The sequence below is a fragment of the Paenibacillus amylolyticus genome (genome assembly GCF_050990605.1).
In the GTDB taxonomy this organism is placed as follows: Bacteria; Bacillota; Bacilli; order Paenibacillales; family Paenibacillaceae; genus Paenibacillus; species Paenibacillus amylolyticus_H.
In genome coordinates this window covers 4,944,490-4,967,806 of sequence record NZ_CP158832.1, presented here as the reverse complement: position 1 = coordinate 4,967,806, position 23,317 = coordinate 4,944,490, and the positions used below count along the sequence as shown (strand labels likewise).

19 protein-coding genes are annotated in these 23,317 nt (G+C 47.0%); 16 read left to right on the top strand and 3 right to left on the bottom strand.

Going from position 1 to position 23,317, the window contains the following annotated elements; all coding sequences use genetic code 11:
* Positions 1 to 112 precede the first annotated feature (112 nt).
* From aspS to ABTV53_RS21795, 8 genes are all read left to right on the top strand, one after another.
* On the top strand, positions 113 to 1,891 hold the full coding sequence (gene aspS, locus ABTV53_RS21830) for an aspartate--tRNA ligase (protein WP_433746423.1): 1,779 nt from the start codon (positions 113 to 115) through the stop codon (positions 1,889 to 1,891).
* A gap of 18 nt (positions 1,892 to 1,909) precedes the next feature.
* Positions 1,910 to 2,668 carry a tRNA threonylcarbamoyladenosine dehydratase gene (locus tag ABTV53_RS21825; protein WP_091020457.1) on the top strand — a complete coding sequence of 253 codons (759 nt, stop codon included), beginning with the start codon at positions 1,910 to 1,912 and terminating at the stop codon, positions 2,666 to 2,668.
* Positions 2,669 to 3,138: 470 nt separating this feature from the next.
* Positions 3,139 to 4,437 (top strand): NCS2 family permease, encoded by a 1,299-nt coding sequence (locus ABTV53_RS21820; RefSeq protein WP_433746419.1) that lies wholly within the window; start codon positions 3,139 to 3,141, stop codon positions 4,435 to 4,437.
* Positions 4,438 to 4,521: 84 nt separating this feature from the next.
* Complete coding sequence (locus ABTV53_RS21815; RefSeq protein WP_433746416.1) at positions 4,522 to 6,336, top strand: ABC transporter ATP-binding protein; 1,815 nt, start codon at positions 4,522 to 4,524, stop codon at positions 6,334 to 6,336.
* A 155-nt stretch (positions 6,337 to 6,491) separates the two neighbouring features.
* Complete coding sequence (locus ABTV53_RS21810; RefSeq protein WP_433746413.1) at positions 6,492 to 7,157, top strand: TetR/AcrR family transcriptional regulator; 666 nt, start codon at positions 6,492 to 6,494, stop codon at positions 7,155 to 7,157.
* Positions 7,158 to 7,178: 21 nt separating this feature from the next.
* Positions 7,179 to 8,006 (top strand): DUF4097 family beta strand repeat-containing protein, encoded by an 828-nt coding sequence (locus tag ABTV53_RS21805; RefSeq protein WP_433746411.1) that lies wholly within the window; start codon positions 7,179 to 7,181, stop codon positions 8,004 to 8,006.
* A gap of 20 nt (positions 8,007 to 8,026) precedes the next feature.
* The gene (locus tag ABTV53_RS21800) at positions 8,027 to 8,197 is read left to right on the top strand and encodes a hypothetical protein (RefSeq protein ID WP_433746408.1); all 171 of its coding nucleotides are present in this window, start codon (positions 8,027 to 8,029) and stop codon (positions 8,195 to 8,197) included.
* A gap of 136 nt (positions 8,198 to 8,333) precedes the next feature.
* Complete coding sequence (locus ABTV53_RS21795) at positions 8,334 to 10,514, top strand: HelD family protein (protein ID WP_433746405.1); 2,181 nt, start codon at positions 8,334 to 8,336, stop codon at positions 10,512 to 10,514.
* A 122-nt stretch (positions 10,515 to 10,636) separates the two neighbouring features.
* Here the strand turns inward: ABTV53_RS21795 and ABTV53_RS21790 are convergent, their stop codons facing one another.
* The gene (locus ABTV53_RS21790; RefSeq protein WP_433746403.1) at positions 10,637 to 11,554 is read right to left on the bottom strand and encodes a DMT family transporter; all 918 of its coding nucleotides are present in this window, start codon (positions 11,552 to 11,554) and stop codon (positions 10,637 to 10,639) included.
* Between the two features lie 134 nt (positions 11,555 to 11,688).
* Here ABTV53_RS21790 and ABTV53_RS21785 point away from each other — a divergent pair, with 134 nt between their 5' ends.
* Together ABTV53_RS21785 and ABTV53_RS21780 are read left to right on the top strand one after the other, a co-directional pair.
* Positions 11,689 to 12,576 carry a LysR family transcriptional regulator gene (locus tag ABTV53_RS21785; RefSeq protein ID WP_433746400.1) on the top strand — a complete coding sequence of 296 codons (888 nt, stop codon included), beginning with the start codon at positions 11,689 to 11,691 and terminating at the stop codon, positions 12,574 to 12,576.
* Positions 12,577 to 12,618: 42 nt separating this feature from the next.
* The gene (locus ABTV53_RS21780; protein ID WP_076333637.1) at positions 12,619 to 13,926 is read left to right on the top strand and encodes a replication-associated recombination protein A; all 1,308 of its coding nucleotides are present in this window, start codon (positions 12,619 to 12,621) and stop codon (positions 13,924 to 13,926) included.
* Positions 13,927 to 14,177: 251 nt separating this feature from the next.
* Here the strand turns inward: ABTV53_RS21780 and mnmA are convergent, their stop codons facing one another.
* A complete protein-coding gene (gene mnmA / locus ABTV53_RS21775; RefSeq protein ID WP_421891999.1) occupies positions 14,178 to 15,302 on the bottom strand; it encodes a tRNA 2-thiouridine(34) synthase MnmA in 1,125 nt (374 codons plus the stop codon).
* Positions 15,303 to 15,623: 321 nt separating this feature from the next.
* Here mnmA and cymR point away from each other — a divergent pair, with 321 nt between their 5' ends.
* Complete coding sequence (gene cymR / locus ABTV53_RS21770) at positions 15,624 to 16,043, top strand: cysteine metabolism transcriptional regulator CymR (protein ID WP_076212458.1); 420 nt, start codon at positions 15,624 to 15,626, stop codon at positions 16,041 to 16,043.
* Positions 16,044 to 16,285: 242 nt separating this feature from the next.
* Here the strand turns inward: cymR and ABTV53_RS21765 are convergent, their stop codons facing one another.
* Positions 16,286 to 16,618: a hypothetical protein gene (locus ABTV53_RS21765; RefSeq protein ID WP_433746396.1), complete on the bottom strand. Its 333-nt coding sequence runs from the start codon at positions 16,616 to 16,618 to the stop codon at positions 16,286 to 16,288.
* Between the two features lie 132 nt (positions 16,619 to 16,750).
* Between ABTV53_RS21765 and ABTV53_RS21760 the strand changes: the two genes are divergently transcribed.
* The 5 genes from ABTV53_RS21760 to alaS all read left to right on the top strand — a co-directional run bounded on the left by ABTV53_RS21760 (position 16,751) and on the right by alaS (position 23,227).
* The gene (locus tag ABTV53_RS21760; RefSeq protein ID WP_433746393.1) at positions 16,751 to 17,902 is read left to right on the top strand and encodes a cysteine desulfurase family protein; all 1,152 of its coding nucleotides are present in this window, start codon (positions 16,751 to 16,753) and stop codon (positions 17,900 to 17,902) included.
* 164 nt (positions 17,903 to 18,066) lie between these two features.
* Positions 18,067 to 18,588 (top strand): PRC-barrel domain-containing protein, encoded by a 522-nt coding sequence (locus ABTV53_RS21755; protein WP_145323979.1) that lies wholly within the window; start codon positions 18,067 to 18,069, stop codon positions 18,586 to 18,588.
* A gap of 10 nt (positions 18,589 to 18,598) precedes the next feature.
* Positions 18,599 to 18,808: a hypothetical protein gene (locus tag ABTV53_RS21750; RefSeq protein ID WP_091027674.1), complete on the top strand. Its 210-nt coding sequence runs from the start codon at positions 18,599 to 18,601 to the stop codon at positions 18,806 to 18,808.
* A 294-nt stretch (positions 18,809 to 19,102) separates the two neighbouring features.
* Positions 19,103 to 20,170, top strand: a complete 1,068-nt coding sequence (locus tag ABTV53_RS21745) for an AI-2E family transporter (protein ID WP_433746388.1) — start codon at positions 19,103 to 19,105, stop codon at positions 20,168 to 20,170.
* Between the two features lie 435 nt (positions 20,171 to 20,605).
* Positions 20,606 to 23,227, top strand: a complete 2,622-nt coding sequence (alaS, locus tag ABTV53_RS21740; RefSeq protein ID WP_433746385.1) for an alanine--tRNA ligase — start codon at positions 20,606 to 20,608, stop codon at positions 23,225 to 23,227.
* Positions 23,228 to 23,317: the final 90 nt, after the last annotated feature.

Sequence of the window (23,317 nt, the reverse complement as noted above, 5' to 3'; positions counted from 1 at the left end):
GCAAGAGGTAACAAGCCTTTTCGAATACATGATCTACACGTAACCGGACTGTTAAAGAGCAGGTACCAACTGCCCATACAGAACGGAAATTCACATAATGAGGAGTTTGGTTATGAAAAGAAGTCATCATTGCGGCGCATTAACACCCGCACACATCGGTGAAACAGTAACATTGAACGGTTGGGTTCAAACCCGTCGTGACTTGGGGGGCGTACTCTTCATCGACCTGCGTGATCGCAGCGGGATTGTACAAGTTGTCTTTAACCCGGCTTATTCCGGTGAAGCTCTGCAAATTGCAGATCGCGTACGTAGCGAGTATGTTATCGCTGTAACGGGTAAAGTCGTTAAACGTGATGCAGAAACAGTGAACAAAAACCTGCCTACCGGCGAAATTGAAGTTCAAATCACTGAAATCGAAGTGCTGAACGCAGCCAAAACACCTCCATTCTTCATTGAAGATGGTGTAGAAGTGGATGAATCCCTTCGTTTGAAATATCGTTACCTGGACCTGCGTCGTCCGGAAATGTTCGAAACACTGAAACTGCGTTCCAAAGCATCCAAAGTGTTCCGTGACTACCTGGATGGAGAAGAGTTCGTTGAAGTGGAAACACCAATCCTGACGAAGAGCTCCCCTGAAGGTGCGCGTGATTATCTCGTACCGAGCCGTGTGCATGAAGGTGAATTCTTCGCTTTGCCACAATCCCCACAAATCTACAAACAATTGCTGATGGTGGGTGGACTTGAGCGTTATTATCAGATCGCTCGTTGTTTCCGGGATGAGGATCTGCGTGCAGACCGTCAACCCGAATTCACGCAAGTCGACATAGAGACTTCCTTCCTGCAACAGGATGACCTGTTGCCAATGATGGAAGAACTGATGGCCAAATTGTTGCGCGAAACGAAAGGTGTCGAGCTGGAATTACCTTTCCAACGAATTACGTATGCAGATGCAATGGGTAAATACGGTTCAGACAAACCAGATCTGCGCTTCGGTATGGAACTGGTTGAAATGAACGATATCGTAGCAAACAGTGGTGTGAAAGTATTTGCTTCCGTCATCGAAAAAGGTGGAGAAGTGAAAGTGCTGAACGCTAAAGGCTGTGGCACATGGAGCCGTAAAGAGATCGATGATCTTGGACCATTTGCTGCACGTTACGGTGCGAAAGGTCTGGCTTGGATTCAAGTGAAAGACGGCGAGTTCAAAGGGCCAATCGTGAAGTTCTTCACGCCTGAAGAAATTGAAGCTGTCAAAGAACGTACAGGTGCTGAAGAGGGCGACTTGCTGCTCTTCTCTGCTGACACGAAAAAAGTGGTTGCTGACGTACTGGGCGCATTGCGTCTGAAAATCGGCCGTCAACTTGGACTGATCGATGACAGCAAATTTAAATTTGCTTGGGTTGTGGATTTCCCACTCCTCGGATATGATGAAGATGCCAAACGTTATGTGGCAGAACACCATCCGTTCACACGTCCAAAAGACGAAGATGTACATCTGTTCGACACTGATCCGGGTGCCATTCGTGCTCAAGCCTATGACCTTGTTCTCAATGGTTATGAAGTAGGTGGCGGTTCAATGCGTATCTACAAACGTGATGTTCAAGAGAAAATGTTTGCTGCCCTTGGCCTCTCACCAGAAGTAGCGAATGAGAAATTTGGTTATCTGCTGGAAGCCTTCGAATATGGAACTCCACCGCATGGTGGTATTGCCTTTGGTCTGGACCGTCTTGTGATGTTGCTGGCGGGCCGCACGAATCTGCGTGAAACGATTGCCTTCCCGAAAACGGCAAGTGCAACGGATCTGCTCATGAATGCACCTTCTGGAGTGGATGACTCTCAATTGGAACAACTTCACATCCGTGTAGCCCGTAAACCGGTAGCGGAAAAGAAATAAAGGAGGCATCGATTCTCAATGCTCCATCAATTTTCAAGAACAGAACTTGCGATCGGACCGGAAGGTCTGGACGCATTGAAGAATAGTACAGTCGCTGTGCTTGGTATTGGCGGCGTAGGTGGAATTGCTGTAGAAGCTCTTGCCCGTAGCGGCGTTGGTCGCATCATCCTGATTGATAAAGACGTAGTGGATATCACCAACATCAACCGCCAGATCCATGCGCTGACCACGACAGTGGGACAGAAGAAAGCGGATCTGATGGTGGAACGTGTGAAACTGATCAATCCGGAATGTGATGCAATTGCCCTAAATATGTTTTATACGGAAGAAACGTATGAGGAATTGTTCAAATATGAACTGGATTATGTGCTGGATGCATCCGACACAATTATCTACAAGATCCACCTCATTAAAGAGTGTCTGAAGCGTAAAATTCCGATGATTTCGAGCATGGGTGCGGCGAATAAAATGGATCCAACGAAATTCCAGGTTGCGGATATTTCGAAAACGACCATGGACCCGATTGCCCGTGTTGTGCGCACCACCCTTCGTAAAGACGGCATCAAAAAAGGTGTGAAAGTGGTCTTCTCGACTGAAAAGCCGATGAAACCGCGTGAGGACGTCACACAGAAAATCGTCCCCGAGAATGCTCCGGAAATTCGCAAGGCCAAACAGCCACCTGCGAGTAACTCATTTGTGCCTCCGGTAGCCGGACTGATTATGGTCAGTGTTGCGATTAAAGATTTGTTAGAAATTGCAGAGAACAAGCAGCAGTAACTTGCTGCCAACGGAAGAAGCGTGGATGCCAATTAGGCATCTGCGCTTTTTGGTATGATCTTACTTCGCAAGCGGAGCAGATGGGACGTCAAACGTCTATGATAGCCGAACTGCAAACCCGCAGAAATGTCAGAGTTACGTCATGTACTTCAAAGTCAAAACCGTGTATGATATTCACTGCTACGCGAAATGATGATACATACATAGACGAATTTGCGGCATATAGGTTCAACTTAACTTTTTACACGAGAACGGAGAGGACAGAAAAAGCTGGAGAAGCGAAGCGTTCGCCTAAAAGCTTTCTGAAAGAAAGCTACATCGTAAGCATATGCTATCACCGGATTTTCCCACTGGAGAAGGGAATACAAAAAAATCTGGGGATAACAGCGATCGGAAGATTATTCTGTCATCGGAGTGGCAAGTGTAAACATTCTTTAGTTGAATTTATATAGAGAGGGGAAAAGAACGAAATGAAACACGGATGGATGACCAGACGTCTTGGCATGGAGACAGGAGACCAGTGGAAAAAAGAAATTGTGGCGGGAGCCATTTCCTATTTTGCCGTGGTCTATATCGTTATGGTCAATGCTACAATTCTTTCCGATGCCGGAATGCCCTTGCAGGCAGCTATGGTTGGAACCCTGCTGACGTCCATTGCAGGCTGTTTGCTCATGGCATTTGGCGGGAAATCACCGATTATCGTTGTACCCGGAATGGGGATTAATGCATTTTTCACGTATACACTCGTACATTCCATGAAATTAACCTGGCAAGAAGCACTGGCCGTTGTAACTGTTACAGGTATACTGTTTGCCATTGTTGCGTTTACGTCACTATACAAAATGATCAGCGAAGCAATTCCGAAAAATCTGCAGCATGGCATTACGGTGGGGATTGGTTTGTTCCTCACATTTATTGGTTTGCAAAAAAGCGGAATTGTTATTGCACATCAGACTACGTTTGTCGCGATAGGGCATTTCAATGATCCAAATGTCATTACAGCCTGCGTTACGCTGGTACTTGCCTTGATTTTATTTATACGGAACGTACAAGGTGGACTTCTCATCAGTATTCTGGTCGGTACAGGTCTTGCCTATGTACTTGGAGCAGTGAACCCGGGTGAATCCGTATCAGCGATGGATGCGCTGCGTCAATACGGCGGCTTGTTTGGCGAATTATCTTTGATGAAACTGGCTGATGTCGCATTCTGGATCGCGGTATTCCTCCTACTGCTGATTGTGGTGTTCGAAAATATCGGATTAATTACCGCTCAGACACAGATGATTGGTCGTCCAGAGCGGTTCAAAGGTAGTCTGCGTGCTCTGTCCATTAGCACCGTGCTGGCAGGTGTATTCGGAAGTAGTCCTCCAGTTGCTGCAGCCGAGACTACAGCCGGAATTGCGGCAGGCGGTCGCACAGGTTTGACCCCGCTCGTTACAGCCGTGTTATTCGGGGCTACTTTCTTCTTCATCCCGCTGCTCGGTTACATTCCGGACAGTGCAATTGCACCCATTTTGATCATTATTGGTGGCCTGATGGTGCAAAGTGTGAAAGATATGGATTTTGGTGACTTTACAGAGGCGTTCCCGGCATTTTTGATCATGGTCATGATTCCATTTACATATAGCATTGTGGACGGTATGGCGTTTGGATTTATTGCCTATCCATTAGCGAAGCTGGCAGCAGGTCAAGGTAAACAGGTGCCTGTGGTCATGTATGGCATTTCCATCCTCTTTTTAGCCAATTTCGTGTTACATGGTATCTTGTAAAGCTGTGTTATACAACAAAAGGCAACGTCATGTAAGTTCATACGTATGATCTCTGGTGAGCAGATGGGAACGGGAGGAACGGGAATGGAAGAACAGCAGCAAGCAGAGCAGAAGGAACCGAAGGTAGGAAAAAAAGGATTTAAGGATTTCGTCAAGCTTATCGCTTCCACGAATCCGCCAAAACTGATCCTGATTCTGGCCCTCATTCTGACCTTGATTCAGACGACGGCCGGACTGATTGTGCCACTGATGACCAAAGGTCTGATTGATGGGCTTACCACTTCAGCACTAAACAAATCTGTTATTTTGTTATTACTTGGTGCATTTGTGATCCAGGCAATTGCCTCGGGCATTAGCATTTATATGTTAAATTACGCCGGACAACGCGTGGTCGCAACACTTCGCACCAAGCTGTGGAACAAGGTACTGTCGCTGCGAATGCCGTATTTCGATCGCAATCGGACAGGCGATACGATGAGCCGGATTACGAATGATACAAGCCAGATCATGACATTGATCGCAGATTATCTGGTTTCCTTTGTGTCGAACATCGTTGCAGTTGTAGGTGGTGTGGCGTTGCTTTTTTACTTGGATTGGGTGATGTCGCTCATTATTCTGAGTCTGGTGCCACTTACGCTGTTGATCCTGTTGCCGGTGGGTAGGAAGATGTATAAAATATCGAAAAAACAGCAGGATGAGATGGCAGGTCTTACGTCCGTACTTAGTCAGGTTATTGGCGAGATTCGCTTGGTGAAGGCCTACGGAACGGAGAAACAAGAATCAGAAGCAGGGGATTCCCGAATTCGTAAAATGTTTGCTTTTGGCTTACAGGAAGCACGTATTCTTGCTCTGATTGGTCCCTTGTTTACATTTGTCATGACGGCCGTGTTGGTCGTTATTCTGGGTGTGGGAGGAATGCGTGTAGCATCTGGCATGCTGTCACCGGGTGAACTGGTCGCCTTCATATTGCTGTTGTTCCAGGTCATTATGCCAATGGGGCAATTCACAACACTATACTCCCGTTTGCAAAAAGTCGTAGGTGCAACAGAGCGCATACAAGCTATTCTTGCTGATGAGGAAGAGCCACATCACAGCACCAAGGTAGCTCCAAAAGGAAATGAGACAATTGCATTCCATGATGTACACTTTTCCTATGTCACAGGGGAAGAAGTGCTGCACGGGATCAATCTGACGGTTCCTACACGTAAAGTAACAGCCATTGTCGGCCCAAGCGGCAGTGGTAAATCAACGCTGTTCTCCTTGATGGAGCAGTTCTATATGCCCGATTCAGGCCATATTTCATATGGGGGACAAGCAATAACGGATTATTCGCTATCCTCCTGGCGCAGCAAGATCGGGTATGTATCTCAGGAAAGTCCGCTTATGGCGGGTACGATCAAAGACAATATCACGTACGGATTGGATCGTGAGGTCACGATGGATGAGATCAGGCAAGCTGCTGAGATGGCCTATTCTGCCGACTTTATCGACAAGTTGCCACAGGGATATGACACGGAAGTGGGCGAGAGAGGAATCAAGTTGTCCGGGGGCCAACGTCAGCGGATTGCCATTGCACGAGCGCTGCTACGAAGTCCTGACATTCTGATGCTGGATGAAGCTACCTCCAGTTTGGACAGTACTTCAGAGTACGAAGTGCAGCAGGCCTTGTCCAATCTGATGGAGGGCCGAACCACGATTGTGATTGCCCACCGATTATCCACGGTGGTGGATTCCGATCAAATTGTCGTTTTGGAGCACGGACATGTTACGGGAACAGGAACTCATGCGGAGTTGGTCAGTACCCATCCGGTATACCGTGAACTGGCGCAAAAACAGTTTGTATCCCAGGATGAAGAAGGCATGGGAGCCAATAGCGGTAAAATACGAAGTGAAGAGTAACTCCTGGTTATATTGAAGAAGGATTTTCGTAATTACCTACTCAGGTAATTCAACGGAGATCCTTTTTCTTTTTCTTGAAATTCCTCATATTGACAGTAAGACCAACATACTCTATATTATAGATACCGACCGTTGGTATGTATAAGGAGGAAGTTATGGCTAGAAATAAATACCCTGAGCAGACACTGGACCTGATTCTGGCAGTCTCAACTCAAATGTTTACCGAAAAGGGATATGAAAAGACCAGTATTCAAGACATTATAGATGAATTAGGCATGTCCAAAGGTGCAATATATCATCATTTCAAGTCCAAGGAGGATATCCTTAGTGCAGTGATGGAGAAGGAGCTTGGGCGGGCAGAAGACATGTTTATGGACCTCATCCAGAACACGCATGCTCCGAATGCCAGACAGAAGCTCATCAGTATTTTGGAAAATATTATCGTTGATCCTGGCATTCAGTCTAACTCAATCGATCAGGTTCTAAGCACTCAGATCAAGAATCCACAGTTTGTGCTTGGCGGGATTAGAAAAGGCGTTCTAAAGGATGCACAAATTATTGCTGGTATCATGGAACAGGGCAAGAAAGATGGATCCATTTCAGTCGAATTTCCTTTGGAGTGTGCCGAAATATTCATGTTGCTCGTCAACATTTGGATTAACCCTCTTCTTTTTGGCAGAGATCAGGAACAGACATTGGAAAGGCTTAAGTTTTTGCAACACATGATGAAGCTATTGGGTGCGGATATCGTAAGCGAACAGCTCATTCAGCGGATTACGAATCGACATGCCAGCACGGGAGGCTATGCGGAGGCGGATTAAACATACACCTGATGGTTTGAAATGGAGAGGGAAAAGATGTTGAAAAGTAGTGAGCTTGCCATATGCAAGAGCATAGACATTGATCAATCCATTCATGATATACAGTTAAATTGGTTGTCAGGAGATATCAGAGTTCTTCCGAGTGTGGATGAACTGATTCACGTCATGCAATATGTGGATGCGTGCTTTTCCAAGCGAAGGCTGATGCAAGTTAACATACGAGGGGATAGCTTAAGCATTGTGGACGGGAGAAAAAGGAGAGGCCTCGTTGGAATAAATGTCGGTAGAACAGCATTGGAAATTCATCTACCAGCTCGGGTTTTTAATCGTATTTTGCTAAACTCCACAGGAGGACAACTCCGGTTGAATCGGCTTCTGGCCACTCGCTGTCAATGCAGGATCACCTCAGGTAGAGTAGATCTATCAGGAAGGATGGAGAAACTTGAACTGTGCGCAGTGGCATCCGTCGTGAAAGTACAACACCTTAGTGCAGATATGCTTAATCTTCAATCCAGTTCAGCCAAGATCGACATTTCGGGGGAGTTTCGGCACTTGCAAATTACCACAATCGGCAGAGGATTAAATATGGACTGTCTCAAGATGCCAGAGAGATTGCATTCCATATCCACAGGGGCAAAGGCAGTGATTTCCATTCCAGATAACGAAGGTTTCCGAATTTTACTTAAAGAAAGATCGGGAGCATTAAAAAGTGATTTTGATTTGACTCCCCTTCATGGGGACAGCAATAATCTAATACACAAAAGTGGAAAAAGTGAATTCCAAGTGGATATTCGAGGAGGAGCTTTTCATTTAAAATCCAGGAAAAGTGAGACTGACCTTATGTACTGAAAATAAAGGGGGCAGATATAATGGCTGGTTGGATCGTAGGAATTAGCTTTTCCACCATCGTACTGCTAATCGGGATATACGGCGCATTGAACAGCATGCGCAGACAGGCCAGAAACAAGTGGGCCTGGTGGTTTATTTTGTTCGGTTGTTGTGCGCTTGTCAGTGCCATCATTAATTATCAATTCAAATAAGCTTCATGCCTTACAAAGTATAACTCACAAAACGGATGTGGCTTTCAATTGCCCTATGTGATATAGTAAGTATCCTTTTGTATTGCCAGATCTAGGCGATGCAGAGCAAAACATATTCTTAGGAGGTAACTGAAACATGTCAGACAGCTTTCAAAGTGCCTATCAAGAAGAAGAGTACAGGTTAGAGCGAACGATGGAGGAAGTGGACAGTCAGTTGGAACGACTGCAAAATATTCCGGTGTATACCGGCCACGACTTCACAGAACAAGTGCTGGAAGCTGGACGCGAAGAGCGCCGCACCGCCTTGTCCAAGAGCGCGCAGCAACCCTATTTCGGACGCTTGGATTTCGAAGAACAGGGCAGTGGTGCACGGAAACCGCTGTATATTGGCAAAATCGGCGTAGACCGCGAAGAGGTGGGAGAGCATCCGCTTGTCATCGATTGGCGTGCTCCTGTCGCCAGCCTGTTTTACTCATTTACAGGAGGCGAAGCCTCCGCTACGTATGAAGCCCCGGAAGGGCTTATTGAAGGTCTGGTCTACCTGAAACGAAACGTTGTCATTCGGCAGCGGATATTGGAACGTGTGGCGGATACATATAACCGTGATAGCGACCAGCCAGCGGTATCTGATGAATTCCTCGTTTACCGTCTGGGGGAGAACAAGGACAACAAACTCCGTGACATCGTATCTACGATTCAGGCGGAGCAGGATCTGATTATTCGTGCGGCGAGAAACACTGCATTGATCATTCAGGGTGTAGCCGGATCCGGGAAAACAACGGTTGCCCTGCATCGGCTGGCCTTTTTGCTGTATCAGTACAAGGAGCAGGTATCTGCAGAGAAAATGGTTATTTTTGCACCCAACCACATGTTCCTGGATTACATCTCGGATGTGCTGCCGGAACTCGGAGTAGGGGACATCCAGCAGAGGACATTCCCGGATTGGGCGATGAACCTGCTGGGGCTGGAGATGCCTTTGGCGAATACATCGGATACATTGCACACCTGGTTCGAAACACCAGATGCGCGGCCTGAATTGAATGATGATGTACCTGGACGTTACAAAGGATCAATCCGCTTCATGGAGCTTATTCGAGAGTGGCTGTCGGGGATGGAAGCGGATTCTGTACCGGACATGGACTTCAGTCCATGGGATGGTAAGGTGCTCAGCAAGACGGAGATCGAGAACTGGTTCGGTGAGGAATACAAACATTATCCGCTGGCCAAACGCAAAGAACGGGTCATGGCGCGGGTTCACCGCTGGATTGAGATGGAACTTAAGAAACCGATGCCAGAGGCTGTCCGCAAAGAACGCAAGAAAAAAGCAGCCACCCGTGAGAAAGCCTATGCCAAAAAATGGCCTCAATACGAGCCGCTTACGTTATATAAACAGCTGTTCAAAGCGGCGAAGGGCGGCTCTGTGCCATCCTCGCTCAGCGGGCTTATTCCAAAACCAGTCATGAAACAAACGGCAGCAGAGCTGAAGGAGGATATCGTCCGTGAAGAGGATCTGCCCGCATTGGTATACATTCATACATTGGTCCATGATATCGAGGGTTCGGAGCGGTTCGATCATGTTGTGATTGATGAAGCGCAGGACTTTTCACCTTTTCATGTGGCGTTATTGGATCAGTTCGTCAAAGGGCATTCCTTTACCATACTGGGTGACTTGTCCCAAGGCATTCATGAGTATCGTGGTGTTCATGCATGGGAAGAGATGAGTTCTCTGTTTCCTGAGGAACAGAATGCATTCTTTGCATTGACCCGGAGTTATCGTTCAACGATGGAAATTATCGACTATGCCAATACGATTCTGGAACGTGGCGTCCAGAGTGGAATTACGGCGATTCCTGTTTTTCGTAGTGGTGATCCGGTGCGGACATTAGCTTATGGAGGCGAAGGGCGGACGGCGAGTCTTGAAGAGGCTTTGAAGGTGTTAACGGTCAAAGACTACCGAACCGTCTCCATCCTGACCCGTACACTGCATGAAGCAGAGGAACTTCATCGTGAACTACAGGCCGCAGGCTGGGAGCTGAACCTGATTGATGGAGGCAAAAAGCAGTACACGGGTGGACACTCCGTTTTACCTGTCTACTTGTCCAAAGGCCTGGAGTTTGATGCTGTTATTGTGGCAGATGTAGACCAGAAGCATTATCTGCCAAATGCGGGTGATGCGAAGCTGTTGTACGTTGGTTGTACACGGGCCTTGCACGAATTGTGGCTCTTCCATGATGGTGATTTGCCAGAGTACGCGGCCGCAACACATAATCCCGACGGCGAGCCTGTAACCATTCAGGGTTGGCCTGAGCTTGGGTGAATAAAGTCTGTTAAACATTTAAAGGCATGACGTTCATGGGGAAGTCCCATAAGCGCATGCCTTTTTCTGCTTTTGTGCGAGAAATGCTTAATCTTCCGCCGAAGAACGACGGGGAGTTCAAGTTATGTTACTCCACTTCTCAATCTAGATGAGCGACGGTTAACCAGGAATATACCGACACCAATGAGTAAACCTCCTGCCAATGCAAACCACTGAACGTGTTCTCCCAGCAAAATCCAACTCGATAATACACCAAAGAACGGTGCCAGAAACAGATACGAACTGGTTTGGGCTGGGTCACTATTCTGAAGCAGATAAAACCAGAGTGAGAACTGAATGATGGAGCAAAAAAGCGTTAACCAGAGCAGCGCTATAACGGAGGTGGTATTCATTAAAAAGTGGGGCTGTTCAGTCCATACGCTCAGTAGAAGAAGCGCAGCACCTCCGGCGAGCATCTGATAGGCTGTTAAGATAAAAGTATCGTAACCATCGCCCCAGCGTTTGATGAGCAATGTGGACACGGCAAAGGAGATCGCACCACCAAATCCGATCCAGGTTCCAGGACTAAAGCTCATCTGCCATCCAAAAGTTAACATAATCCCGATGAAACCGAGTATAACACCGATCCACTGACTGAAACGGTAGGTCACTCTATATAAGAGAGCACTGAGAATAATGACCAGTAGCGGATTGGTAAACGTAATAATAGCGGATTCACCGGATGTAATCCAGTTCATGCTGTAGTAGGCGCAGCCCATCACTCCTGCGGATTGGAACAGACCAATGAGGATTATTTTCAACCATGACTGCCACTCGGTAGGTAAAGGACGTTTACGCAGGAAACAGGCCATCAATCCACCAGCCAGTACATAACGTATGCCCATGAGCAGGAAAGGGGGGGCATACAACATGCCGATCTTGCCGACTGGAAAAGAAGTACCCATGATTAGCGTTGTCAAAATGATTAAGATAGTATACTTCAAAGGTTTTATGGTGCGGGTATCTGTGATCAAAGCAACTCTATTTTTCCAGTATGTCATGCTGAACACTCCTTATCATCATCCAGTCAGAGGACTGGTCAGGGATCTACATGAATTGTAGTCCGGTTTGCACATGAAGTATAATGATTGGTAATGAAGTGGATATCACTTTGAATGATGTCAGAGGAGGAACCATGGAGAGCGGGGATCTTAGAATATTTCAGTGTGTTGCACAGGAAGGGAATCTGACCAAAGCTGCTGCTAAACTGGGTTATGTTCAATCCAACGTAACGGCACGCATCAGGCATCTGGAAGCAGAAGTGGGTACAACGCTATTCATTCGTCATAACCGAGGCATGACGTTATCTCCAGCCGGAAAGATGCTGCTGACCTATGCGGATAAAATTATTGGTTTGCTGAATGATGCTTCCAAGGCACTACGGGCGACAAGTACGCCATCGGGTCCGTTGCGAATAGGGTCTACTCAGACGGCAGCAGCAGTTCGTTTACCTGAGCTTTTTGCAAAATATTATCAACAGTATCCCGAAGTGTCCTTGTCACTGGCTACGGGCAATTCGCAGATGCTTATTGATCAAGTCATTGGGTATGAATTGGAAGGGGCTTTCATTGGTTGTTCCTGTGATCATCCCGATATCGAGTCCATCGATGTATTTGATGAAGAGTTATTTGTGGTCTCGTCGGGTGTGGGACCCGAAGAAGAGTTTACCCGTAAGCCGATCCTTGTTTACAGCATGGGATGCTCCTACCGACAGATTTTAGAGGAGTGGTTGAACTCAAGTGGGGTAAATCGTCCAGTGATTATGGAGTTTGGAACGCTAGAGGCGATTATTAGTGGAGTGACGTCCGGAATGGGGATTTCTCTGTTACCAGAGATTGTGATTCGGCAGCATATAGCAAGTGGAAATCTTCGCAAACATTCGCTCCCTTCTGGCATAAGTAGAATGATGACTCGTTTTATTACTCGCAAGGATGCCTTTGTCAGCAGTGCACTTCATGCATTTATGACTATGTTACCGCGAGAGTATGATATGATAGAGAGTGGAGAACCATCAGAGGTGTAATTGTAATTAAGGCAAGGCAATCCGTTAAGGAAGTGATGAGCAATGGATTTATTCTCGTTTCAACAGGACTCAAAACCACAAGCCAGATTGCTCGCCGACCGCATGCGGCCAGAGCATCTGGATGAATATATTGGACAGGAACATATTATTGGACCTGGGAAATTGCTAAGGCGCGCCATCGAGGCTGATCAGATTTCGTCCATTTTGTTATACGGTCCTCCGGGATGCGGCAAGACAACCTTGGCACATATTATTTCGCAGCAAACGCAAGGACAGTTCGTACGTCTGAATGCAGTGGAAGCTTCCGTCAAGGATGTGCGTGAAGTCATCGAGCAGGCGCAAACGAATAAACAGCTGTATGGGACGAAAACCATTTTGTTTCTCGACGAGGTACATCGGTTTAACAGTTCACGTCAGGATGCGCTATTGCCAGCGGTAGAGAAGGGCACCATTATTTTTATCGGAGCGACAACAGAGAATCCGTTTCACTATGTCAATGGAGCCTTGATGAGTCGATCCACCCTGTTCCAGCTGGAATCACTGAACAAGGAGCATTCGCTTATTGCAATGCGCAGAGCATTGAGTGATGCGGACAAAGGTCTGGGATTCATGGAACTACAGGCGGACGATGAGGCGCTTGAGCATATTGCCACGATGGCCAACGGAGATATTCGGCGTGCGCTTAACGCGCTTGAACTGGCTGCGTTGACCACGCCACCGGAAAAGGATGGGTCCATTCATATTACGCTTGGTGTGGCAGAAGAGTCTATTCGGCGCCCCATTGTGAAGGCGGATGAATCCACCCAGTATGATGTGCTGTCTGCATTTCACAAGAGTATTCGGGGTTCTAGTGATGCGGCGTTGTTCTGGTTTCTATACGCAGTGGAGAAGCTCGGTATGGACCCGATGACCTTCATTCGGCGCTTGATTGCAGCAAGCAGTGAAGACATTGGACTTGCGAATCCGCAAGCCATGACCCAGGCCATTGGAGCACTTGATGCATATCGAAATAACGGCTGGCCTGAAGCCAAGCTGAACATTGCACAAGCGATTCTGTTCGCGGTCGAAAGTCCAAAATCCAATGCGGTGTACACCGCCATTTCCAAAGCCATGAACGCCATTGATGAGGTGAAATCGGCAGAGGTTCCGCTGCACTTGCGAGATACCCATTATTCGGGTGCTGTGAAGCTTGGGCATGAGGGCTATCAATACCCGCACAATTACCCTGGGCATTATGTGAAGCAAGAATATTTGCCAAAGCAGCTTTCACGAAGAGTATTCTATGAGGCCACGGAGCAGGGGAACGAGTCGAAGATTAGACTGAATCAACAACGTCGCAGGGATTTGTAAGATCAGACTGATCACTGAAAGAGCTTTTGTATATTGGGGCACTTATAGCTCAAGCGCGGCGTTCTATGTCGTCAGTTCAATTGTGGGGCTCCCTTGGCAGGAGTCTGGTTGACTGCATAACGAACTATTTTTAATTTTTTTGCAAAAATAAGCAGGAAAAAAGCCATCCTTCATGGTATACATGAAAGACGGCTTTTTTAATAGGGATACACGGAATTGTGTATAATCCGCATTTTAATGGACAAGCTCTATTATTGCATGGCGGGTACAGGTACTTTTTGCACCTGATCGATTGTACCCCCACCCAGACAGACCTCTCCATCGTAGAAAACAACGGCTTGTCCTGGCGTAATGGCTTTTTGCTGCTGGTCAAATTGTACATCCACACTTCCATCTTCCTGCCAGGTCAATGTAACACCTTGATCCGGCTGACGATAGCGGAATTTGGCTGTACAACGGAATGGCACATTAGGCATGTGCTCTGCACCGGCAATCCAGTTCACACCCGTTGCGGTTAGACCTGTGGAGTACAGACTTGCGTGAGCATCACCCTGAACAACTAGCAGTTGGTTCTTCTCCAGATTCTTGTCTGCAACGAACCAGGGCTCGCCATTGCCGGAACCACCAATGCCAAGACCTTGACGCTGTCCAAGTGTGTAGTACATCAGACCGTCATGACGGCCTTTGACTTCACCGGTTGCGATATCGACCATGTCTCCACCTTTGGCAGGCAGATAGTTACTCAGGAACTCTTTGAAGTTGCGTTCGCCAATGAAGCAGACACCTGTACTGTCTTTTTTCTTGGCGGTATACAAACCAGCCGCTTCTGCGATTTTGCGTACTTCCGGTTTGGGCAGATGACCAATCGGGAACATGGCTTTGGATAGCTGGTTCTGATTGAGTGCATTAAGGAAATAGGTCTGATCCTTATTGTTGTCCACACCACGCAGCAGCTTGAATGTGCCATCTTCTTCAATCAGACGAGCATAGTGCCCTGTAGCTACATAATCTGCGCCGAGATCCAGAGCTTTGTTCAGGAATTCACCAAATTTGATCTCACGATTACACATGACATCTGGATTTGGCGTACGACCCGACTTATATTCATCAAGGAAATAGGTAAATACTTTATCAAAATATTCTTTCTCGAAGTTGACAGTGTAGTAAGGAATGCCGATCTGTTCACATACGCGGCGTACATCCTCTGAATCTTCTTCAGCGGTACAGTGGCCGAACTCGTCGGTGTCATCCCAGTTTTTCATGAAAATGCCGATGACATCGTACCCTTGCTCTTTCAGCAACAAAGCGGTAACGGAAGAATCGACACCTCCGGACATGCCAACGACGACCCGTGTATTTTCAATTGTTTTGGACATCGTTATCACCATTTCTATATATAAATGTGTTTCGTTTCTTATTCTAGCATAACCGGACTCAAGATACGATACACCCGGCCAATTTTGGATAGTGTCCACCACAGACGCACATTTTGGAATATCGTCAATCTTTCTTTTCCATAAAGCATGCAGATATGTTAACATTAGCTGAGGGTTATGATCGGAATACGGAGAATTAGAAGGTTAAAGATTAGTTCTATGAATCTCTGCTGTGGACAGATCGTGAAACAAACGGTCGTAAATCACAGAGTAAAATATAAAGTTTCCAATCGTTTCTGAAAATTGAAAGAGGTGACTCCTTTGAAAATATCGACAAAAGGCCGTTACGGCCTCACAATCATGATGGAGCTTGCTGCCAGAACAGGCGAAGGCCCTACATCACTTAAAAGCATTGCCGAGCGCAACCAGCTCTCAGAGCATTACCTGGAGCAACTGATCGCTCCACTGCGTAATGCAGGACTGGTGAAGAGTATTAGAGGTGCTTACGGCGGTTATATCCTTGCAGGTGATCCTGCAACCGTAACTGCAGGCGATGTAATTCGTGTACTGGAAGGGCCAATCTCTCCAGTAGACTTCACAGAGGAAGATGATCCGGCGAAGCGTGATCTATGGTTGCGTATCCGGGACGGCATTGCGGAAGTATTGGATTCCACAACACTGAAAGACCTGATTACCTTCCAGGATCAGGACAAAAAAGACAGCTACATGTTTTACATTTGAGGTCATTCATTCGCATCACAGAAGACACACTAAAGCCCCCAACTTGGGGGCTTTAGACATGCCGATAGAGGTAGTTCAACAAGTCTGATCTTCTCGGTATTGAAAACCAGACTCTTTGAACACGCACCAATGGGTACTTTGTTCTTCAATTTCTACAGATCGCTTCAGGGAAGTAAGGACTATGTAATCAGCCGCGGATTTACAAGTTGGTCAAGTGTGAGCTTAACTGGATATCTTGTGAATCAGCGACTTTTTAAAGTTTCTATATCAGCTTCCATGCGTAACTGACGGCGATTCAAAATATCAATGCTGTGCTGATGGGTATTCAATTCGGTAGTTACTTTGCGTTCAGAGGCGGAGTGGGAAGCGTCAAGTCGTTTCGTAACGGTCAATGTTTCCAGAACAGCTTGTTGAAGAAGTGGGATGTTCTTGGTTTGTTCTTCTATGGTGTCTAATCTACTTTCCATGGTATTTAGTCTGTCTTCCATCTTTTCAAGACGTACGTCGATGCTGTCGAATCGGTTGTCCATTTGTTGAAGCTGATTCAGAATCTGCCCGAGAATGGGATCACTCATGTCGCTCTCTCCTTTTTGAAATGGATATAGAACATTATACACGAAGATGCAACAATAAAGCATTCGTTTAGATTTCCAATTTTAATAGTATGCCATGAGATAGAAATTCAACATATAACGGGGTGAAGATAAATGAAACGAATTTATTTGGATCACGCCGCATCGACACCTATGCATCCACAAGTCGCAGAAGCGATGATGAACGTCATGACAGGGCAATATGGCAACGCATCAAGTATCCATGCCTTTGGGCGTGATGCCAAACGGACTGTCAGCGGAGCAAGGGATGTCATTGCGGCGTCTTTGGACTGTTTCCCGGACGAATTGGTATTTACCGGAGGTGGCACGGAGAGCGATAATCTGGCAATATTTGGGGCAGTCTCAACAAGACAGGACAAAGGGAAACACGTCATTACGACCGCAATTGAGCACCATGCTGTTTTGCACACGTGTCAGGAATTGGAGCGGCAAGGTTATGAAGTAACCTATCTATCTGTTGATCGTCATGGACGAATAGATCTGGATGAATTGCAAGAGGCCATCCGGCCGGATACGGTGCTGATTACCATGATGTATGCCAACAATGAAGTGGGCACCATTCAGCCGATCCGTGAGGTCGGTGAGCTTGCCCGTCAGCATGATATTCTGTTCCATACCGACGCGGTTCAGGCTCTGGGCAGTCAGAATATTTCCTGTAAAGAACTGCCTGTGGATCTGATCAGTTTCTCTGCTCATAAAATCAATGGACCTCAGGGCGTGGGTGCACTGTATGTACGGCGTGGGATTGTGCTGGAAGCTAGAGCTCATGGTGGGCTGCAAGAGCGTCAGCGGCGCGCGGGTACAGAGAATATAGCTGGCATTGTCGGATTTGCCGAGGCTCTCAAAATTGCTTCGGCACATACGGAAGCGCATCGTCAGCATGATCTGGAATTACGGAAACTTCTGTTGGAACAACTCGAAATTCATGTGGGGACGGAGCACTTTCATGTGAATGGGCACCCGGAGCACACGCTGCCTAACATCCTGAATATCAGCTTTCCGGAAGTGTCCACAGAGACGATGTTAATGAATCTGGATATGGAAGGGATCGCTGTTGCAAGCGGCTCGGCCTGCACTTCCGGTTCGCTTGAGGTATCTCATGTACTCAAAGCGATGGATCTGCCTGAGACTTTTTTACACTCTGCGATTCGATTCAGCTGGGGATTGGGTAATACTACGGAAGAAATCATGATAACCGCCGAAAAAATTGGAACCATTCTTGGACGACTGCGTAATAGACCCTAAGGGGAACTTTACACATGGAACAGAAGGAGGGAAGAAGTTCCATTTCATCGGTTGGATAGAAGCGGTTTTGATGATCGGCGTCTGATTGCCACTCATCAACTTTGGGCATACCTAGCAATAGCGCCGCGCCTATTTAATGATAAGAAGATGAGGGGGACCCAGCGATGAAGCTTCAGGAAATGATCGGACTTGCCGTTTTTGATGTTGAGGACGGGAAGCAGGTCGGTAAAATCCAGGATTTCATTGTGAATGATGATTGGCAGATTGAAGGCATTGAACTTGAGAACAAAGGCCTGTTTACCAATCATGTCAAAATCGTGCAGTGGCAAGACATCGTTGCCTACGGCGAGGATGCCGTCATGATCCGTAATCAACAGGCTGTCCGCAAGACGGGAGCCGACGACATAAAATACACGTACCTCCTCGGTCGGTCTAAATTGAAGGAGATGTCCGTGCTCACCGAAGAAGGTTTGCTGCTTGGGCGTGTCTCTGATGTTTATTTTGACCAAGAGTTGGGAAATACAATAATAGGGATTGAAATTACGGACGGTTTTGTGTCCGATCTGATCGAGGGCCGCAAATGGCTGCCATGTACAAGCGATATGTCCATCGGGGAAAGTGCCATTATGGTGCCGCCGCTGAGCGAACAACGCTTGGAAAATGCCATTCATTCTGTTAATGGATAGGTGAATGAATATGAAATGTCCAAACTGTAGTTCCAAAGATATTGGGAAAATTGGTTCCCACCAGTTTTATTGCTGGGGATGCTTTATTGAATTAACGGTGAACGGTGAGAAAATGTCTGTATATCAGGTGGAAGAAGACGGTACGCTTAGCTCCCTGGATGATCTCTTTTTCGGGGACGAGCTGCCGCAAGACTTCCCTCATATTCACGCTTCTTCTTAATAAGCAGGATAACTTCCTCTATATGCGGTTTCTTGACAATGTCTGTCATGGAATGCTGTCATCCATTGTTGGCAGATGTATATAGATGCGGTTACATAATGGTTCGGGAGAGACATGGTAGATTATATGCTAATCCGGACGGCAAGATGCGCTTCCTTCTCTGATGAAGGAGGCGTTTTTTTGGTTCATGAGAAAATGTGAGGGTTGCTGCTTTCCGCTTCTGCGTTGTGTTAATAAATATTACCTTTCCTACATATACTGACTCACAGAGCCAGTCCAAAAGGAGGGATGCACGTGGAGCAATTAACTAAACACAAGCTGTTCCGTTACGCGATCTGGCTGCTGCTCGGGTTGATTATTCTGTATTTTATATGGCTGCTGCGGCCTTTACTGCTTCACATATATGCTTTCCTGAAAACAGTGCTGGCCCCATTTATCATAGCCCTTATCATATCCTATGTTCTTAATCCGATTGTCAGCATGTTGGGAGGGCGCAAGGTACCGCGTACCATTGCGGTACTACTCATATATGCCTTTTTCCTGACCTGCCTCGGTGTCATTCTGATGAATGTGATTCCGGTATTGATTGAACAGCTGGGGGAACTCAACGAGCATATGCCGGAGCTGTCCATGCGTGCACAGAGCCTGATGAACAATATGGATCACAAATTAATGCCGCCAAGTGTGCGAACAGGCATGAACAGCTGGTTTTTTCAGATGGAGGATCGACTAACTCAGGGAATTACCGTGCTCATGGACAATATCGGGGCAACCATTAATGTGTTATTCAATGTGTTTATCGTGCCATTTCTGATCTTTTATATGTTAAAAGATTTTGAGGTATTTGAGCGCACCATTGTGGCGTATCTGCCGCGTTCACGTCGTAAAGCGATTGTCTCGGTGATGAAAGAGATTGATACCGCACTGGGGAACTACATTCGGGGCCAGTTTATTGTCTGTGTCATTGTTGGCATCTTTGCCTATATTGGCTACATCGTCATTGATATGCCGTATGCCCTGCTGCTTGCAAGCATTGTAGCTGTGTTTAACATTGTGCCCTACTTGGGGCCGTTCCTTGGGGCTGCTCCTGCTGTGGTTATGGCATCAACCGTATCGTTTAAAATGGTGCTGCTCGTTGTCATTGTGAATACACTGTGCCAAGTGCTGGAGAGCAACGTTATTTCTCCTCAGGTGGTGGGGCGTACGTTGCATCTGCACCCACTGTCCATTATATTTGCACTGCTCGTCGGAGGCGAACTGGCAGGCATTGTAGGTCTGATTCTGGCGGTGCCCGTTTTTGCCGTCCTGAAGGTGATTGTGCAACATTTTTTCGCCTATTACATCAAACGAAGGACCGACTAAATAGTAGACCTAGAACATCAACTGGTCCGCGTTGACACCCGCTTGTGCTACCGATATAATGAGTGTGTATGTTTAGAACATGAAATCGATGATGAAATAAAGTACGCCGAGGGTTCCTTTCCTCAGAGAATAGACTTCTTCGGATCAGGGTGAGCCTGAACTGTTGGCTGGAAGAGTCTTGAAAGATGAAGCGGCGGAAAGCTAATTTCGGAGTGCAGGACAACCCTGCCGGGAGCGACCGTTATTTCGCATGAACGAGGAGATTGTTTGTTTGTCCGGGCAGCAAGGGATGAACAGCAATAACCAGGGTGGTACCGCGATAACATCGTCCCTGATTATTCAGGGGCGTTTTTTGTGTTTCTTTTTACAAAAACAATGTTGACCAACCGGAGCGAATACGCAACGGACTATTATAATTTAATGGGGGCATCCAGTATGAAAGCCAGTGAAATCCGGTCCAAATGGATAGAGTTTTTTGCAAGTAAAGGTCACAAAATCGAGCCGAGCGCATCGCTCGTACCTCACAACGATCCTTCTCTTTTGTGGATCAATGCAGGGATGGCACCGCTCAAACCATATTTTGATGGACGTGAGAAACCGGAGAATCCGCGTCTTGCGAACTCCCAAAAATGTATCCGTACCAATGATATTGAAAATGTTGGTAAAACGCGTCGTCACCATACGTTCTTCGAAATGCTCGGCAACTTCTCCATTGGAGACTACTTCAAGGAAGAGACCGTAACATGGGCGTGGGAGTTCCTGACCAGCAAAGAGTGGATCGGATTCGATCCGGAACGCCTGTCAGTAACGGTATATCCGGAAGATGAAGAAGCTTTCAAACTGTGGAACGAAAAAGTGGGACTGCCTGCTGAGCGTATCATTAAATTGGATGAAAACTTCTGGGATATCGGCGAAGGCCCATGTGGACCTTGTACCGAGATCTTCTATGACCGCGGCGAAGCTTATGGAAACGACATGAGTGATCCTGAAATGTATCCAGGTGGGGAAAACGAACGTTACCTGGAAGTATGGAATCTGGTATTCTCCCAGTTCAACCATAACAAGGATGGCAGTTACACGCCGCTTCCTAACAAAAATATTGATACAGGTGCAGGTTTGGAGCGTTTTGCTTCCATTCTGCAAAATGTGGATTCCAACTTCGACACAGACCTGTTCCAACCGATGATTCAAAGAACAGCCGCTCTTGCGGGTGTGAAATATAACGACAGCGTAGAGATTGATGTTGCACTGAAAGTCATTGCCGATCATATCCGTACAGTTGCTTTTGCAGTAGGTGATGGCGTTCTGCCAAGTAATGAAGGACGTGGATATGTCATCCGTCGCTTGCTTCGCCGTGCAGTTCGTTATGGAAAAGTGCTTGGACTTGACCGTCCATTCCTGTATGAACTGACAACAACCGTTGGTGAAGTGATGGGCATGTACTACCCTGAGGTAGTAGAAAAGCAAGAGTTCATTGCCAAAGTAATCAAAACCGAGGAAGAGCGTTTCCACGAAACACTCACAGATGGTCTGGCTATTCTGGCTGATATCAGCGGCAATGCCAAATCCGAAGGACGCACGGTTATTAGCGGACCTGAAGCTTTCAAGCTGTATGATACGTATGGTTTCCCGTTTGACCTGACAGAAGATTATGCCGCAGAGCATGGTCTGACTGTGGACCGTGAAGGTTTTGATGCTTCCATGCAGAAACAACGTGAACTTGGACGTGCTGGGCGTCAAGAGAATGAAAGCATGAAAGTCCAAGGTGGACCACTTGCTGACCTTGAGGTTAAAAGCGAGTTTGTTGGTTATACTGACCTGTTGACGGAAGCAAAAGTGGTAGCCATCGTAGCTGGTGACGCCCTTGTTGAATCTGTATGCGAAGGACAGACGTGTCAGGTTGTTCTGGACAAGACTCCGTTCTACGCGGAAAGTGGCGGTCAAGTGAGTGATCAGGGCTTGCTGCGAGGTGCTGGTGTAACAGCGAAAGTACAAGGTTTGTTCAAAGCTCCACTTGGACAACATGTACATCTGGTGACTGTGGAGTCTGGTGAACTGCGTGTAGGTGATGTGATTAACGCCGAAGTGGATTCAGCGAAACGTGGCGACATTATCAAAAACCATACAGCAACTCACTTGCTGCACAAGGCACTCAAAGATGTGCTCGGCACACACGTAAACCAGGCAGGATCGCTCGTAGATCCACAGCGTCTGCGGTTTGACTTCTCTCACTTCGGTAGTATCACACCGGAAGAGTTGACAGAGATTGAACGTCAGGTGAATGAGCAGATCTGGAATCGTCTGAACGTAAACATCGAGCTGAAAGCTATTGATGAAGCCAAAGAAATGGGTGCAATGGCCCTGTTTGGCGAAAAATACGGAGATATTGTACGTGTTGTTCAAATCGGAGACTACAGTTTGGAACTTTGTGGCGGCTGTCACGTAAATAATACTTCAGAGATTGGAATCTTCAAACTGGTGAGCGAGAGCGGAATCGGCTCCGGCGTTCGTCGGATCGAAGCTGTAACTGGCCGCGGCGCATATCTGTATGTGGAAAGCCAGTTGGAACTGCTCAAGCAATCAGCAGCGCTGCTCAAAGCAAATGTGGCTGATGTACCTAAACGGATTGAAGGTCTGAACCTGCAACTGAAAGAAGCAGCCAGAGAGACTGAATCCCTGCAAAGCAAGCTGAGTGCCATGGAAGCTGGTCAATTGACCGATCAAGTGGTACAAGCAGGAAATACACAATTGCTGGCAGCACGCGTAGATGCTCCGAACATGGATGCGTTGCGTACAGTGGCAGATGAGCTGAAAGTAAAATTGCCTAACGCGGTACTCGTATTGGGTGCTCCAGCGGATGGCAAAGTCAATTTTGTTGTAGCTGTACCTGCTGAACAAGTAAAACAAGGATTGCATGCAGGTAAAATCGTCAAAGAAGTCGCAGCAGTATGCGGTGGTGGCGGTGGTGGACGTCCAGATATGGCGCAAGCCGGAGGCAAGGATGCGACCAAGCTGGATGAAGCGCTGCAACTGGCGGTTTCGCTGGTTAGCCAGTAAAGGACAAGCAAAAAACACAATTGCCTTATCCTTTGTTTACTTGTGGCAGTCAGAATATGTTATTATATAAACAGAAATCAATTCGGCAGG